Annotated in this window: 16 protein-coding genes; 2 read left to right on the top strand and 14 right to left on the bottom strand. The window is 63.0% G+C overall.

The genetic code is table 11. The features are described 5' to 3' along the window. Positions 1-52: 52 nt before the first annotated feature. From ACSSVG_RS18775 to ACSSVG_RS18755, 5 genes are all read right to left on the bottom strand, one after another. Complete coding sequence (locus tag ACSSVG_RS18775) at positions 53-3,121, bottom strand: AAA family ATPase (RefSeq protein WP_492415846.1); 3,069 nt, start codon at positions 3,119-3,121, stop codon at positions 53-55. Further along, positions 3,118-4,308, bottom strand: coding sequence for an exonuclease SbcCD subunit D (locus ACSSVG_RS18770; RefSeq protein WP_492415845.1), 1,191 nt, complete (start codon positions 4,306-4,308; stop codon positions 3,118-3,120). Before ACSSVG_RS18770 ends, ACSSVG_RS18775 begins: the two co-directional genes overlap by 4 nt. Before the next feature lie 71 nt (positions 4,309-4,379). Continuing rightward, the gene (locus ACSSVG_RS18765; protein ID WP_492415844.1) at positions 4,380-5,330 is read right to left on the bottom strand and encodes an aquaporin; all 951 of its coding nucleotides are present in this window, start codon (positions 5,328-5,330) and stop codon (positions 4,380-4,382) included. 158 nt (positions 5,331-5,488) lie between these two features. Beyond that, the gene (locus ACSSVG_RS18760; RefSeq protein ID WP_492415843.1) at positions 5,489-5,833 is read right to left on the bottom strand and encodes a DUF202 domain-containing protein; all 345 of its coding nucleotides are present in this window, start codon (positions 5,831-5,833) and stop codon (positions 5,489-5,491) included. 19 nt (positions 5,834-5,852) lie between these two features. Continuing rightward, complete coding sequence (locus ACSSVG_RS18755) at positions 5,853-6,209, bottom strand: YidH family protein (protein WP_175538584.1); 357 nt, start codon at positions 6,207-6,209, stop codon at positions 5,853-5,855. Between the two features lie 82 nt (positions 6,210-6,291). On the opposite strand from ACSSVG_RS18755, the gene ACSSVG_RS18750 reads away from it, so the two are divergent. Further along, positions 6,292-7,362, top strand: coding sequence for an ADP-ribosylglycohydrolase family protein (locus ACSSVG_RS18750; protein ID WP_492415842.1), 1,071 nt, complete (start codon positions 6,292-6,294; stop codon positions 7,360-7,362). 6 nt (positions 7,363-7,368) lie between these two features. Here ACSSVG_RS18750 and ACSSVG_RS18745 read toward each other — a convergent pair whose 3' ends face one another. From ACSSVG_RS18745 to ACSSVG_RS18725, 5 genes are all read right to left on the bottom strand, one after another. Then, positions 7,369-7,920, bottom strand: a complete 552-nt coding sequence (locus tag ACSSVG_RS18745) for a DUF4395 domain-containing protein (protein ID WP_492415841.1) — start codon at positions 7,918-7,920, stop codon at positions 7,369-7,371. A gap of 77 nt (positions 7,921-7,997) precedes the next feature. Continuing rightward, entirely contained in the window at positions 7,998-9,008 is a 1,011-nt protein-coding gene (locus ACSSVG_RS18740) for a 3'-5' exonuclease (protein WP_231340903.1), read from the bottom strand. A gap of 95 nt (positions 9,009-9,103) precedes the next feature. Next, positions 9,104-9,790 carry a hypothetical protein gene (locus tag ACSSVG_RS18735; protein WP_253468525.1) on the bottom strand — a complete coding sequence of 229 codons (687 nt, stop codon included), beginning with the start codon at positions 9,788-9,790 and terminating at the stop codon, positions 9,104-9,106. Next, the gene (locus ACSSVG_RS18730; RefSeq protein ID WP_492415840.1) at positions 9,787-10,734 is read right to left on the bottom strand and encodes an ABC transporter ATP-binding protein; all 948 of its coding nucleotides are present in this window, start codon (positions 10,732-10,734) and stop codon (positions 9,787-9,789) included. The genes ACSSVG_RS18735 and ACSSVG_RS18730 overlap by 4 nt, the downstream gene beginning before the upstream one ends. Then, positions 10,731-11,132, bottom strand: coding sequence for a GntR family transcriptional regulator (locus ACSSVG_RS18725; protein WP_231340906.1), 402 nt, complete (start codon positions 11,130-11,132; stop codon positions 10,731-10,733). Before ACSSVG_RS18725 ends, ACSSVG_RS18730 begins: the two co-directional genes overlap by 4 nt. 129 nt (positions 11,133-11,261) lie before the next feature. On the opposite strand from ACSSVG_RS18725, the gene ACSSVG_RS18720 reads away from it, so the two are divergent. Continuing rightward, positions 11,262-12,026 (top strand): DedA family protein, encoded by a 765-nt coding sequence (locus ACSSVG_RS18720; protein WP_231340927.1) that lies wholly within the window; start codon positions 11,262-11,264, stop codon positions 12,024-12,026. Between the two features lie 74 nt (positions 12,027-12,100). Here the strand turns inward: ACSSVG_RS18720 and rdgB are convergent, their stop codons facing one another. From rdgB to murI, 4 genes are read right to left on the bottom strand one after another with little or no spacing between them, the layout of a single operon-like run. Continuing rightward, positions 12,101-12,763 (bottom strand): RdgB/HAM1 family non-canonical purine NTP pyrophosphatase, encoded by a 663-nt coding sequence (gene rdgB / locus ACSSVG_RS18715; protein ID WP_253468530.1) that lies wholly within the window; start codon positions 12,761-12,763, stop codon positions 12,101-12,103. Continuing rightward, positions 12,760-13,518, bottom strand: coding sequence for a ribonuclease PH (rph, locus tag ACSSVG_RS18710; RefSeq protein ID WP_256491571.1), 759 nt, complete (start codon positions 13,516-13,518; stop codon positions 12,760-12,762). Before rph ends, rdgB begins: the two co-directional genes overlap by 4 nt. A 46-nt stretch (positions 13,519-13,564) precedes the next feature. Continuing rightward, entirely contained in the window at positions 13,565-14,362 is a 798-nt protein-coding gene (locus ACSSVG_RS18705) for an MBL fold metallo-hydrolase (protein WP_159702039.1), read from the bottom strand. Then, complete coding sequence (murI, locus tag ACSSVG_RS18700; protein WP_492415839.1) at positions 14,359-15,390, bottom strand: glutamate racemase; 1,032 nt, start codon at positions 15,388-15,390, stop codon at positions 14,359-14,361. Before murI ends, ACSSVG_RS18705 begins: the two co-directional genes overlap by 4 nt. Positions 15,391-15,408: the final 18 nt, after the last annotated feature.

The raw sequence follows: 15,408 nt of genomic DNA, 5'->3' as shown, positions 1-15,408 counted from the left end.
TCCTCCCGATGCGCGCGACCCGGTGTAACGGGTTAAGTCTATCGGATATGTCTCAGACCGGAACTGCTTCGGCAATTCGCACGTTTGATCCGTGGCGTCCCTTGACCACCTGAAGCTGACTGGTAATGCGCTGCTTCATCTCCCCAACGTGGCTGACAAGGCCAACCACCCTGCCGCCGTCGCGAAGTCCTTCCAGGGCGTCCATCACCTGCTCCAGCGCCTGCTCGTCGAGGCTGCCGAAGCCTTCGTCGACGAAAAGCGTCTCGATGTCCACGCCGCCGGCCTCTTGTTGAACGACGTCCGCGAGACCGAGGGCCAGGGACAACGACGCCATGAAGGACTCGCCGCCGGAAAGGGTGGATGTGTCGCGCCGCTGGCCCGTCCATTCGTCCACTACCTCGAGCCCGAGCCCTGACTTTGCCCCGCGCGCTGCCTTGGCATCTGTATATTGCAAGGTATAGCGGCCGTCGCTCATGGCGACGAGCCTTTCCGAGGCGGCTATGGCGACTTGCTCCAGGCGTGCTGCCAGAACATAGGTATTCAGGCTCATGCGATAGCTGTTGTCACCGGAGCCCCTTGCTGTGTCCGCCAAATCAGCCAACAGGCGGGCCTTGTTCCGTGGCTCCATCCCGGCTGCTGCAAGGTCCTGGTACTCCTTCCGGCAGCGAGCAATGGCTTCCACCGAATTAGCAGCCAGCCCTGACTGCAAGGATGCGGCCCGGGCACTGTCCGTTGCACCAGCAGCAGCGAGCTTCGCTTCGGCAAGTTCGGCCTCAAGCAACGGCATTTCGCCAATACTGGCTTCCTTGGCCGCCAGCACCAGGTCCTCGCTGGCAAACAACTCGTCCAAGCGGGACGATTCGGCGTCGAAATCGGCCAAGTCCTTTTCAAGGCCCACAACATCAGCCGGCGGGAGGAGTTCCCCACGTGCTTCCTCGGCCGACTCGAATCCGGATTCCGGCAGGACCTTTCCCAGGGACGCGACAGCGTCATCCCGGGCCTGTCCGGCAACTTCCAGTTGTTGGCCGGCATCGGTGGCTGCTTGCAGAAGTGCGCGCTCAGCCGAGAGCGCCTCCAACCGTTCACGCAGGCTCGTGAAGCCGCCCCTTAAGCCAGCGAGATCCGCTTCAAGGGAAACGTATTGCTCCTGCAGCAGCAGCACAGCCGAGGACGCCTGTGCTTCTGCGCTTACTGACCCGGTAAGTTCTTCCTGTACGCGGACGATGCGTTGGGTGAGGGCATCGTGCTCGACGCGAAGCTTCTCCAGCGAACCTGCTGCCTTGCGTGCCACCGAGGCGGCCGCTTGGGCAGAAGCACGCTTGGAATCGGCTTCGGCGGCGTCCGTTGAGCCTCCCTGCGCCACCAATCCGGCAAGAACCTGGGCTGCCGAGGAGACCTGCCCGGCGAGGAGTCCCGCAGCTTCCTCGCTTACATCAAAGCGCTCCTTCGCTTCCTCCTCTTCCTGGGCGAGGGAAAGCGCCGATCGCACGGCTGCGGCAGGATGAGGGTGGTCTTCGCTGCCGCAAACGGCGCAGGGCTTCCCGCTTTCCAACGACGCCGCCAGCTCCCCTGCCGCGTTGGCAAGGCGGAGCTCACGGATATCGAGCCACCGCTGCCTGAGGTCCTGCGATGCCGACCGGGCGTGGAGATGCTTCGAGGTGATCTCATCCAACTCGTCAGCGGCAGCAGAGTGGCGTGCCACTATTCCCACCAGTTCGACGGCCGCCGCAGCATCGCGTTCCAGTTCTGCCAACTGTTCAGCCAGGGGCTCAAGGGGCTCAATCTGTGACTCCATGGTGGCCACATCGTCACGAAGCTGCTCAAGTGCGGTACCGGCCGCTTGCGCAGCAGCTTGATGTTCAGCCAGTTCATCGCGTTTGGCGGCCAGCCGGGCCGCGATCCCGTCCATACGCTGTTCGTCCGGGAGACGGGCCTCAAGAACCGCGCAGCTTGCTTTGACACCTTCAAGGAGAGCAGCCGGGTCTTCTGCGTTCATTCCCGCCGAAACCAGCTTTTCCCGAAGGTTTGATGCCAGCGCTGCTGCGTCCTGGACCTTGCGCACGGCCGAATCAACGGCTTGGAGTTGGCCGCTGAGAACGGCAGCACGGCGGTGCTTTCCCAGTGTTTCCTTGTTCTCAAGCGCCCGCGGTGCTGCCAGTTCAAGAAGGACACGCCTCTGCATCGCGGCCCCGAGCCGTCCGTGCCGTATCGACTTCTCCTGGGCCGCCTGGAAATTTTCCGCAAGGCGGGCAGCCATCGATTCAGCCTCAGCGGCCTCATCCCGACGCCGCTCCCACTCCTTGTTCGCTTGGGCTTCCACTCCGGCAAGCCACGCCTCGGGCTCTTGCCCGGCGGCTGGAGCGTCGGCGGTATCTCCGGCAGTCCTGGAATCCCCGGATCCGAAATCCCCAGGCCCGAAGTCCTCAGACCCGTCAGGATGAAGACCAAGCTGCCGGCTCTCTGAGGCAACCTTGTCCAGAAGCACCTTGAGTTCGGCAGAGTTCTCCTGCACTGCGCGTGCGGCCACTGCTGCTTGTTGGGCGAGCTGGCGTTCAACGGCTTCAAAACGGTGGGTGCCGAACAGCTTCTGGAGGAGATCCAGACGGTCGCTGGCCTTGGATCTGAGGAACGCGGCAAAGTCGCCCTGCGGCAGCATGACCACCCTGGTGAACTGGTCCCGGTCCATCCCAAGGACGTCGGAAAGCTCGGCCCCTGCCTCGTCATTCCTGGACGACTTCTCTTCCCAGCTCCCGCCTACGCGTTCCCGAAGGAGGGTTTTGGCCTGCTGCGTCGTGAATCCATTGCGGCCCCGGGCACTGGGGCGATCCCATGCCGGTGACCTGGTGACTTCAAAACGCCGTCCGCGTGCAGAGAACTCACACACCACTCGCGGTTCCGCACTGGGTGCCGCGTGGTCGCTCCGAAGCCGCTTACTTTCCTGGCGTGCGCCAGGGACGGATCCGTACAAGGCGAAACAGATGGCATCCAAAATGCTGGTCTTGCCTGCCCCGGTGGCGCCGTTGAGGAGGAACAAGCCCTGCGCGCTCAATTGGTCGAAATCTATGTGCTGGGGCGTCGCAAATGGACCGAATGCTTCGATGTCCAAGCGATGGATTCTCACAGCTCCACCTCCTCCAACCGGACTGCTTCAAGGGCTTCCCGCAAGGCGGCCTCTTCGGCATCGCCTGACCTCCGGTCCCGAACATGTTCCAGGAATCCGCAGCAGACCTCGAGGTCGTCTTTCGCCTCGGCCAGCCGGTTGCTGTAGCTGGTCCTGGTCCGGACCTCGGCTCCCTGAGGATCGAACGAGAGAACCAAAGTGTCGGGGAATCGGGTGCGCACTTTCTCCATCGCCTGTGCAGGCCGCTGCGCATCCGTCAAAGTGACCTGGCAGTAGGCACCTTCCGCCCATGCGTGGTCCGGCGATCCCAGGAGGTCATCCAACTGCCCACGCAACGTGGCAAGGGCCCTGGGTGCGTCCCAACGGACTTCCTCAATTTCAACTGCCCCGCTGGCGTCAATGTCCACCAGCCAGGCGCCCTTATGGTGCTTGGCTTCCGAGAATGAATAAGCAAGGGGTGAGCCGGAGTATCGGACATTCGGGGCCAATTCCTGACGACCATGAAGGTGGCCCAGTGCGGTATAGGCAAAGTCCTCAAAGAGATCCAGCGGCACTGCACCCAATCCGCCGATGCTCAGGTCCCGTTCGCTGTCGGAAGTAATACCTCCGCTGGCAAAAGTGTGCGCCAACACCACAGGGTGGACCGGTCCGGATTCCCTGCGGCGCTGGACATCACTCCGGATCCGATCCACCGCCGCCAATGTGACATCGAAGTGGTTGGCGCTCGCGGCGCCGAGTCGTTCGGCGACGAGCCTGGGTTCGAGATACGGAATGCCGTAGATGGCGACCTCGCCGGCGCTGTTCTTGTCCCCCGTGTTGGCGTCCGTTTCCAACGGGAACACCACTGGTACGTCCAACTCCTCCACCCGTGTCCGCAGGTGTACTCCCCCACGCTCCAGCAGGCGGGAGGCAAATCCCAACCTGATGGCGGAGTCGTGGTTGCCACTGGTCAAGACGACAGAGGCACCAGCGTGCGTGATACGCACAAGCGCGTCATCGAGAAGCTTGACCACGTCCAGCCCAGGCAACGCGCGATCGTAGACGTCGCCTGCTATCAAAACGACATCAACGGCCCTTGTTTCGACGAGGAACACAAGCTGGTCCACAAAGTCGCGCTGGGCATCAAGCATGCCAACGCCGTGGAATGACCGGCCAAGGTGCCAATCGGAGGTATGGAGTAACCGCATATTCCCAAGTTAACCGGGGGCACCGACAATAAAGCGCAGGCAAGCCGCCCGCCGTCGATGCTGTCCGGCTTTTAGCCCTTTTTCCCGTCAAAGAAGTCCCGTGCGTCATCGCCGGCAGGAGCCTGTGGAGACGGTCGCGAAGATGCTGCGTCCGTTGTTGCCGGAGCCGGCACGCTGTTGTCGGCCGCGCTTTCAGCAGCGTCCTCCGTGAGGTCATGGTCAGCGTCGAACGCGTCGTTGACTCCGGCATCGGTGCTTGCCTGGAAATCGCCAGCCTCGGCAGTGTTACCACCCGAGAGTCCCTGGAAGCCACGGAACACGAGTCCGGCAAGGGCCGCGCCCATCAGTGGCGCCACCCAGAAGAGCCACAATCCTTCAATGGCCCATGACGAGCTGAAGAACGCCTGGGCCGTTGCGCGTGCAGGGTTGAAGGGAAGGTTGCCCAGGACCTGGCCGAGCTGAAGCAGCACAGCCATCGCAAGGCCCACGGCGAAGGGAGTCATCGCAGGAACAGCCCGGCGACCGGCCGACGCCCCCAGGAATACTGCAACCAGCAGGGCGGAACCAAGGATTTCGACCAGCAGGACTCCGGCCATCTGCGTTTGTGCCGCAGCATGCTCGCCATACCCCGGCGCCACCACATCGAAGGCAGCTCGGGCGTCCGTCAGCACAGGCACAGTGGTCACCACGAAGTAGATCAGCGCAGCACCAACAACGCTTCCAATGAGCTGCGCAGCCAGGTAAGCGACGGCGGCGACGGCCCGGATCCGGCCGGCAATCACGTTGCCCAACGTGATGACCGGGTTGAAGTGTCCGCCGGAGACGTGCCCGAAGGCCAGCATGGCCACAGTCACCGTGAGGCCGGTGGCCAAGGCGACGGGCACGGGTGCCCCGCTGGGATTTGAAAAGATTCCCACGCCTACCGCTACGACCACGACGAACATCGATCCCAACGCTTCAGCCGACAGCCGGGCAAGAAGCCCCGGCTGGTCTTCGTGAGTTGCCTGTACAGGAGAGGTCATGTCGAATGTGTCCTTAGGGTTGGTATGGAAGCCGGCGTGGGCGGCAGGCAGCGCACTGCACGATGATGTGGACGGCGTAGTTCTCCGACGCAAAGTGGTGGAGCCCTAGAGCATCTTGCCAGCCGAGTCTGGGCAGTTGCTGAATCCCGCCTCCGAGCCTAGCCGCCCAATGCTATGGCCGCGATGGCCGTACCACCAAGGCCCATCACGGCCAGCGTGCTGACCAGGACCAGCCGGGCCGATGCTGCCCCGTTACCAAGGTGCAGCTGGCGTGAGCGAATCCACACGACGGAGGCCAGGACGATGGTGGCCGCAGCCGCCATGAGCGCACAGATCCCCTGGTAATCAAGTCCGGGAAGGCCGGCGACGAGGTTGCCCGTGGAGGGCTCGGACGTCAGCCAACTCCGCCAAATGAACAGGTCAACGACCACAAGGGAGATCAGGGTCCGCCGCCATGCCAAGGTAGTGCGCTCGGGCTGGAGGCCGGGATCGCGGGTTTCCATGCTTACCGGGCAACCCTTTTCATCGGGCCACCAGGATCAGCACGGCAAAGGCGAATGCCGCCACGGCCACCACGATCGTCATGAACAGCATGACGCGGGAGAAAGGCAGTGCTTGGTCGTTGCGCATGGCCGCTTCCATCTGGCCCCACCTGCGATAGGACAAGGCGGCCAAGCCAGCCCCAACCAAAGCCAAAAGTACGCAAAGGACCAGCCGGACGGGCGTCGGCGCGATATTCGGGGCAAGCTGGTCAACGGCAACCGCACCGGCGAGCAAGGCCAGGGAGGTGCGGATCCATGCGAGGAAAGTGCGTTCGTTGGCAAGCGAAAACCTGTAGTCAGGTGTCTTGCCTGTCCGTCGCCAAGCAGGTTCGCGCACGTTGTCTCTCCAAGGTTTCATAGGTGCCGGGCAGCTTCCCCACCATACCAGCGGGGGTTCCCGGGCACGGTAAGTTACTGGCATGAGTGTTGAACCTTCCTCCGCCGCCGCGCCGTCCTTCGAATCCCGTGTCCATGGCTCACTCTTGGGTGGCGCGCTGGGTGATTCCCTTGGCTACGCAGTGGAGTTCGATTCCGTTGCCGCTATTCGCGGGCGCTACGGTTCTGCCGGTCTTACCACTTTTGCGCAGCTCGAGGGCGCAAGCCACTTTTCGGACGACACCCAGATGACGCTCTACACGGTTGACGGACTGGTGGAAGCCCTCGAATGGGCGAACGACGGCGTTGCGGCCGACGAAATCGCCTGCCTGTGGCTCGCGTACCTGCGGTGGCTCAACACCCAGGATGTCGTTGCTGGAGCCTCCGCTCCCGTCCCGCAGCCGCGATGGATCGACGCCCAGGAAGTCCTGCGGCACCGCCGCGCACCGGGCAACGCCTGCCTCAGCGGCTTGGCAACGGGCGCCATGGGTACTGTGGCGCGGCCCGTCAATCCCGATTCCAAGGGTTGCGGAACAGTGATGCGCTCGGCACCCTTCGGGCTCATCCCCCACATTTCCCGGGAGGCCGTTTACAAACTCAGTTCCGACGCCGCCTCGCTCACGCACGGTCACCCCTCGGCTCGACTCAGTGCAGCTGCTTTCAGCCTGCTCATCCATAACATCGTGGCCGGCAGCGATGTCCGCGACGCTGCCAACGAGGCACTCGACTACGTGAACGGGGTTCCCACAAAGGCCCCCGAACTGGGGGAAAGGCTTGAAGTTGCACTGCAGTTGTCACTTCGGCCAACGGTGGTGAGTCCCGAAGAACTGACCACAGCGCTGGGCGAGGGGTGGATAGCCGAGGAAGCACTCGCCGTCGGGCTCTATGCGGTGCTGGCCACCAGCGGCACCTCACCGGCGGAGCATTTCCGCAACGCCATTGCCCTTGCCATCAACCACAGCGGCGACAGTGACTCGACAGGATCCGTCGCGGGCAACATCCTCGGGGCCCACTACGGCGAAGAATGCCTGCCCGGCGACTGGCTGGAGGCTTTGGAGGCACCGGAGGTCATCCGCGGCATGGCAGACAGGCTGCTCGCCGTCACCACCGGCTAGTCAGGCCTACGTCCGGCGAAGCGCGATGTTGTTGCACGCTTCGCAAATATCAGCCGGAATGAGGCCACGGCGCTGCAGGAAGCCGAAAATCGCGCACCCGAGGCAGAAACCAACAAACGCTTCCAACGAGGCAGCCACAATGAGGAGCGCCAGCAGGACCCAGGCCGCCGGCTGGTAGCCGATGAAGAAGAGCACGACGGCGGCACTCGTCAAGGCAGCACCCATGCCTTGGGCGAAGCGCTTCGGAGGTCCGGCCACCAACTTGGCGTGCCCAATCCTGGGCGCCAGCACCTTGACCGAAAGCAGCGCGAGCGGGGATATCCGGGGACCAAAAAGCACACGAAGCCAGAAGCCGACCGCAAGGACCACGAAACCCCAGCCCCAGCCGGTCAGCAGCGTTGCGACAGCCAGCACCACGACCAGTCCCGCAGTGATCCGGGCGGCGTATTCGTTCACGGGGTTGGGGAAAGCGAAAACAGCCCGCCAATCCACCCCGCCGATTGTGGCGGCGCTGGCAGGCCGGCGCTCGGCTGGTGCGGAAAGGGTTGGTTTGGTCATGCCCCAAGGCTAGGAGCGCTGCTGTTGAAGCGGGAAGCATTGTTGCGCAGTATGACCATCTCAGCTGCTGGTTGCAGCTAGGCCCCGCCCACCATTTGCAGGAACTCGCCCTCGGAGACCACTTCGATCTGTTGGCCCTTGGCGTGAAGTTCCAGGACCCGTTTGGCCTTGCCCGTGAGTCGTCCGGCGCGAAGGTCCCCTGCCACGAACCCGTCGCCCACAATGAGCACAGTGGTCCGTGCGGTCACCCGGCTTTCGGGCCGTGCCCCCATGTCGGCCGCCCGTGATTTTGCTTCCGGGCGCGTGATCGCGAGGTCGCCCGTGAACACCACAGTCTGTCCAAAGAGCGGATGTCCAGGCTCCGCCGCGGGGTTGGGCAAAGGGTTGGGGCCTTCCTCCGGCCAGGCAGACCAACCGCTGGGGCCACCGAGGGCTCGTTCGAGGGAGGGTTCGGCAGTGCTTCCAGTCCTGGCCGCGAGCGCCGACATTGTCGCTTTGGAGAGGCCCTGCGCGGGATCGAAGGCCGGCTGCTGGGGCAGGTTCAGGCCAAGGGACAAATAGAGTTCGGCGATGCTGTTGGCGTTGTTCCGCCGGGCGATGTCCACCAAAATACCGGCGCAGGCACGGGCGTCCTCTGCGGCGTCGTGGTGGTTGACCAGGGGTACGCCGGCCTCTTCCGCCGCGTAAGGCAAGGAGTTGGACACCAGTGAGTAGCAGCGGCGGGACAGCATCACCGTGCACACATAGTCATAGGCGGGTCCGGCAAGCCCTGATACTTCCAAGCCTGACCGGATGACGCCGAGGTCGAAGGCTGCGTTGTGTGCGGCGAGTACGTCGCCCCCGATGAAGGCGCCGATCTCAGGGAAGAGTTCACCGAACCGCGGGCGACCTGCAACGTCTTCGGCCCGGATGCCATGGATACGCGTGTTGTGGAATTCGAAGTGGTCATGGTTCTCCGGTGGCCGCATGAGCCAGGAGGCTTCTTCCACCACAACACCGCCGCGGACTTTACTGAGGCCCACCGAACACGGCGACCCCCGGAAGCCGTTGGCTGTTTCAAAGTCGATCGCCGTAAAGTCCAATGCCACTGGACAAGATTACAGCCGGAAAAGGCCGCCCCAGCCGATTTCCCCGGCGGGGCGGCCCTTCCGGCCTGCTTTGTGGTGAACACTACATTCGAGGCTTACGGCGTCGCCCTGCGAAGGGTTGTGTAGGATCCGGCTGCGAGCACAACGCACAGCAGGGCTGCCCATCCACTGACGCTCAACGGGGTCTGTTGGGCGAACCAGCTTCCAACGTGTCCCCACCATTCGAGCCAGGTGGCGAGGGCGGCAAGGCCAATCAGGGCCACTGCCGATCCCAGTGTGGAGACCAACGTTCCGCTTGTCCCCCAGCGCTTGAAAATGGTGGCGAACCAGAATCCGATGATGAACATGAACATCATCACAACGAAGAAGAACGCTGCGGTGGAGTACCAAGGCCCGTCTGTTACCCACGGGATCTTGAAGAAGTAGCCGTAGACACCCCACCCGTTGGTCGCCCCTTCAATCACACCGCCCAACAGGTAAAGGCCCGTCATGCCGAGTGCGATCAGGGAGAACAGTCCCAGGGTGCCGAGATAGAACGCCCTGCGGCTGATGCTCAGGCCCTGCGAGAACGGGAAGACCAGGGTCATGCTCTGGATTCCGAGGACCAGGAAGTACCACATTGGCGCCTGGCTGCCCCCTCCGTACTTGCCTTCCTGAACGGGGATCAGGGCGAAGATGGCGAGCGACATCAAGAAGGACGCCGCCAGGATGGTCAGGGGCCATCCAATGTATGTCCACTTGTTGATCAGCTGCATCCGGGCAACTGCCATAGTCCTGCTCATCGCTTTGCCTCCAACGTGTCATCGGCGAATTCGCCGGGGGTGGGTCCTGGGCCGGCAGCTCCATCACCGCCTGCCCGGATCATGGTTTTACGGACCACCAACTGCTGCAGGGAAACGGGCGACAATTCAAGGCCCAGCTCCTGCGCCTCGGCTCGCTCACTGCCTCCGAGGACCTCGTCCACTGTCACCGATGCCAGCGACCCGAGAGTCTCACGGTGGAGAATCTTCTTGCCCGCCAGGAAGGCATCCACCTTGTCAGCGGAACCGGAGACTGTGACGGCAGAACCCCGGATGTCCTCGGCATCTGCGTCCATGATGATCCGCCCCCTGTCGATCACCACCACGTGTTCCAACAGGTTGGCCACTTCATCGATCAGGTGCGAGGACAGGATGATGGTGCGCGGGTGTTCCGCATAGTCCTCAACGAGGCGGTCGTAGAACAACTGGCGGGCAACGGCGTCGAGTCCCAAATATGGTTCGTCAAAGAAGGTCAGCTCGGCCCGTGAGGCGAGGCCAATGATGACTCCGACGGCTGAGAGCTGGCCCCGGGAGAGTTTCTTGATACGCCGTTTGACGGGGAGCTGGAAGTCTTCAGCCAGACGGTCGGCGAACTCCTGGTCCCAGTTCTTGTAGAACAGCGCTGCGGATCGGAAAGCGTGGCGCGGCTGGAAGTCGTCAGGGTATTTCTGCGATTCGCGGATGAAGCAGATCCGCGACAGCACGGCCTCGTTTTCATAGGCGCTGGCGCCGAAGACAAGGGCTTGGCCGGATGTGGCGAAGGCCTGTGCGGTCAAGATGGACATCAACGTGGTCTTGCCTGCGCCGTTTCGCCCGAGCAGCCCGTAGATGCGGTTCGCGGAGAGGCTCAGGTTGACGTTGTCCAGTGCGTTGACGTCTTTGTAGCGCTTGATCAGGTTACGGGCCTCGACGATGGTTTCGTTCACAGGGCCGCGCTCCTTTCCTTGTCTGTCCCTGGTTCCGGGGCAAGCCCGGAGCTGCGTTCAATCATGGTGTTCAGCTGCTCTGCCGAGATGCCCAGCTTCCGGGCCTCCAGTGCCAGCGGCTTGACGTACTGTTCGAAGAATTCCTCGGTCCGACGCGCTATCAACTGGGCACGCGCTCCCGTTGCAACGAACATCCCTATCCCCCTGCGTTTGTAGAGAATCCCTGAGTCCACCAGCACATTGACGCCTTTGGCAGCCGTTGCCGGGTTGATGCGGTGGAAGGCTGCGAACTCATTGGTGGAGGGCACTTGGGATTCCTCGGCCATGCTGCCGTCCACAATTCCGTTCTCGATGAGTTCGGCGATCTGCATGAAGATCGGCTTGCTGTCATCGATCATGAGCACCACCGCCTCACTGGTTCATTACTCATGTAACTAACCATACAAGCAACGAGGCAACTGTCAAGGCTTCTACGGAAAATCGCGACGACGGCCGTCAAGTAGGCTTGTTGGGTGATCTTTTCTGCGATAAGCGACCTTGCCGTATCCACTTTCGGGGGCGCGGGACCGGTGCAGCCTTCCATGGCTTCGTTCCTGCCGGACTGGTTGAACCCCCAGATCTTCCTGGCCGACCCCGCCCTGGCACCTTGGGTTGTGCTGCTGGTGTGCGGCATTGTCTTTGCGGAGACCGGCTTGCTGGTGGGCTTCTTCCTGCCCGGCGACTCCATGCTGTTCACGGCGGGCCTACTGGTTGCCACAGACACGATCAAATTCAACGTCTGGGCGTTGGCAGGCCTGATCATCGTCTCGGCAATCATCGGGAACCAGACCGGCTACCTCATCGGCTCCAAGGCCGGCCCAGCCATCTTCAACCGCCCCGACTCAAAGCTCTTCAAGAAAGAGAACGTCGAGAGCGCCCACGCCTTCTTTGAAAAGCATGGCGGCAAGGCGTTGATCCTGGCGAGGTTCGTGCCCATCATCCGTACCTTTGTGCCGGTAATCGTCGGCGTTGCCCAGATGGACAAGCGGAAATTCTTCCTCTTCAACGTCATTGGAGCCGTCCTCTGGGGCGGCGGAGTTACCCTGCTGGGCTACGTCCTCGGCGATCGTGTTCCGTGGGTCAGCGACAACCTGGACATCATTTTCATCGTCATTGTCCTGATCTCCGTTATCCCGGTCATTATTGAGGTTGCCCGGGGTTTCATGGCCAAGCGCAAGGCTGCAGCCCAGGGCACCGATCCCGTGGAGGAATTCATCGAGGAACACGAGGGCGGCAAGCACAGCGAGCCCTGAGGCTCCTCCAACGCTCACCTCAGATGAAAAAGGCACCCCGCATGGCGGGGTGCCTTTTTGCTTGCAGTCAGAGGCTACGGGGCTTTGGCCCCGGTCAGCGCAGACACGATCGCGGGAAGCAGGGCACGGAACGCCTGGCCACGATGGCTGATGGCATTCTTCTCCTCGGAGCTCAGCTCCGCACAGCTGCGGTCCATCCCTGCCGGCTGAAGCACGGGGTCATAGCCGAAGCCACCATCACCGCGGGGTTCACGCAGGAGTGTTCCTTCCAGCTGGCCATACTCCACGGTCTCGTGGGCGATGCCCTCGGTACCGGGCACAGCCAAGGCCGCAGCACAGACAAACGCTGCTCCCCGGAACGAATCGGGTACATCGGAGAGCTGGGCCAACAGCAGCCTCAAGTTGGCAGCGTCGTCGCCGTGGGTTCCTGCCCATCGGGCGGAGAAAATGCCCGGAGCCCCACCCAGGACATCCACAGCCAAGCCGGAGTCATCCGCGATGGCCACCAAGCCCGTCGCCTCTGCCACAGCGCGGGCTTTGAGGAGCGAGTTCTCGGCAAACGTCACGCCAGTTTCCGCAACGTCCGGGCCGCCTGCCGCAGCGGCATCCACTACTTGGGTGTCGACGTCGAGCCCTGGGACCTGGCCCCGCAGCAGCTCGCGGAGTTCCTTTAGCTTCCCCTTGTTGTGAGTGGCAAGGACGAGGCGGGGAGCCCCGGATTCCAGTGCGCCGCTCACGGGGCTTCGGCCAAGGTCTCGCGCTGGATAGCGGACAATTGGCTGGTGCCCAGGAGGGCAAGGTCCAGCAATGCGTTCAGTTCGTCCCGGTCGAACGGTGCGCCCTCTGCGGTTCCCTGGACTTCGACGAACTTGCCGGAACCGGTGACCACCACGTTCATGTCCGTCTCCGCACGGACATCCTCCACGTACGGCAGGTCAAGCATGGGGACCCCGTCGATGATGCCAACGGAGACAGCTGCAATCGTGTCTACGAGCGGCTCGGCGTTGCGGGCGATGAGCTTGTTTTCCCGAGCGAAACGGATTGCTTCTGCCAGCGCCACGTAGGCGCCGGTGATCGCAGCCGTGCGGGTACCGCCGTCGGCTTGCAGGACATCGCAGTCAAGGACGATGGTGTTTTCACCGAGCGCCTTGGTGTCGATGATCGAGCGCAGCGAGCGGCCGATCAGGCGCGAGATCTCATGCGTGCGTCCGCCGATCTTGCCCTTGACGGACTCGCGGTCCGAACGGGTGTTGGTGGCACGGGGAAGCATCGCGTACTCGGCAGTGACCCAGCCGCGGCCTTCGCCCTTGAGCCAGCGCGGCACACCCTCGGTCAGAGAAGCCGTGCACAGGACCCGGGTGTTGCCGAACTCGATCAGCGCCGATCCTTCGGCCTGCTTGGACCAGCCGCGGGTAATGCTGATGGGTCGCAGTTGGTCGGGTGTACGGCCGTCAGCACGAATGACGGGTGTGGCTGTAGCTTCAGAAGTCATGGTTCAAGCTTAGCCAAGCTGATGGCACTGCCCGACGCCGGTAAAGCTAGATCGTGTAGTGGACTCCGGCCACGGCAACGGCGACATCGCCGGCGAACACTGGTTTGGCCTCGGAGAGCACCTTGGTTTGTGATGTCCACACAGGGATGTGGGTGAGGAGGAGGCGCCTTGCCCCCGCGTTCGTTGCGGCCTCGCCAGCGCGCTTGCCGGTCAGGTGGACGTCCTTGATGTCGTCGTCCCTGCCTTCCTCGAAGGCCGCCTCGCAGAGGAACAAATCGGATCCCTTGGCCGCGTCTTCGAGCCCTTGGCAGGAATCGGTGTCACCCGAGTACGTCAGGATCTTGGTCACCGGGACGCCGTCCTTCCCGGGCTCCGTAGCCGTCACGCGCAGAGCGTAAGCCTCTTCAACAGGGTGATTAACGGCGTAGGGAGTCACAGTGAACGGACCCACGGTGACAGGCTTGAGTTCGGCCCAGTTGGTGAAGTCGAATTCCTCGTGCATGCCGGGATCCAGTTCCAAGCCATAGGCGGTGGCCATCCGGTCCGCTGTTGCAGCAGGGCCCCACACCGGCAGCCTGTCCCGGCCCCATCCCCCGGGCTTCCAGCGAACAGCCACGTGGAGCCCGCACAGGTCCATGCAGTGATCCGGGTGCAGGTGGGTGAGGAAGATCGCATCGATGTCCTCGAGGTCGGTGTAGCGCTGGATCGCTCCCAAGGCTCCGCTGCCCAGGTCCATGACGATCTTCCACTCGCGCTCACCGTCGTGCGCTGTTACCAAATAGCACGACGCCGGTGATCCGGGGCCTGGGAAGGAACCGGTGCACCCAACAATGGTCAGTTTCACAGTCCACGCCCCAAGGTTGCGCCCGCTCCGGCGTTGAGGGTGTCGCCGGGTTGCACGAAATACGAACGGCGGGACAGGCCGGAACCGGAACGTGCCGCTTCCAGCATCTCGGGAGTAATGCGGGCGAGGCTGCCTGTCGGGTACTGGGCAGCTACGTGATCCACGTGCTTCACGGAGAGGACTTCAGGTCCCAGGAAGCGCCGGGCCAGGGTCTCGAACTGGTCGGCATCGCCGGTGGCGATGAATTCGTGGCTGGGCGTGCTGGACTCTGTCCGCTGGATCCCATGGTTGGCCAAAGCCCGGTAGACGTCCTTGGCGGTCTCCTCGGCGCTGGAAACGAGCGTGACGTCCTCTCCCATGACGAAGGAGATAACACCTGTCAGCAGCGGGTAGTGCGTACATCCCAGGACAACGGTGTCCACACCGGCGCGTTTGAGCGGCTCCAGGTACTCATGTGCAGCGGCGAGCAGGTCCGGGCCGGTAGTGATTCCGGCCTCCACAAAGTTCACGAAGGCGGGGCACGCCACAGATGTGATGGTGAGGTCCGGAGCGGCCGCAAAGGTGTCCTCGTAGGCACGCGATCCCACGGTGGCCGACGTTCCGATGACCCCGATCTTGCCCGAGCGCGTAGCGGAGACCGCACGACGCACTGCCGGCTGGATGACCTCGATGACCGGAATGCCATAGCGGGCCGTATAGCGTTCGCGGGCGTCCCGCAGCACGGCCGCTGACGCCGAATTACACGCAATGGTCAGCAATTTCACGCCCGAGTCCACCAACTCGTCCATCACGCCCAAGGCATTGGCACGCACTTCGGCGATGGGAAGCGGACCGTAGGGGCCGTTGGCGGTGTCGCCGACGTAGAGGATTGATTCATTGGGGAGTTGATCGATGATGGACCGCGCTACGGTCAATCCGCCCACGCCGGAGTCGAAAATGCCGATCGGGCGGGCGCTTACCAGTTCCCCCGCGCTGATGGAGGCCCCACTGTCCGGCGCGATGCCTGGTGAACCCGATGCTGAAGTCATAATTATTCGAGAATAAGG

The sequence above is a fragment of the Paenarthrobacter sp. E2MeOHC11 genome (genome assembly GCF_058744955.1).
This window is presented reverse-complemented; position numbering and strand designations above follow the sequence as displayed.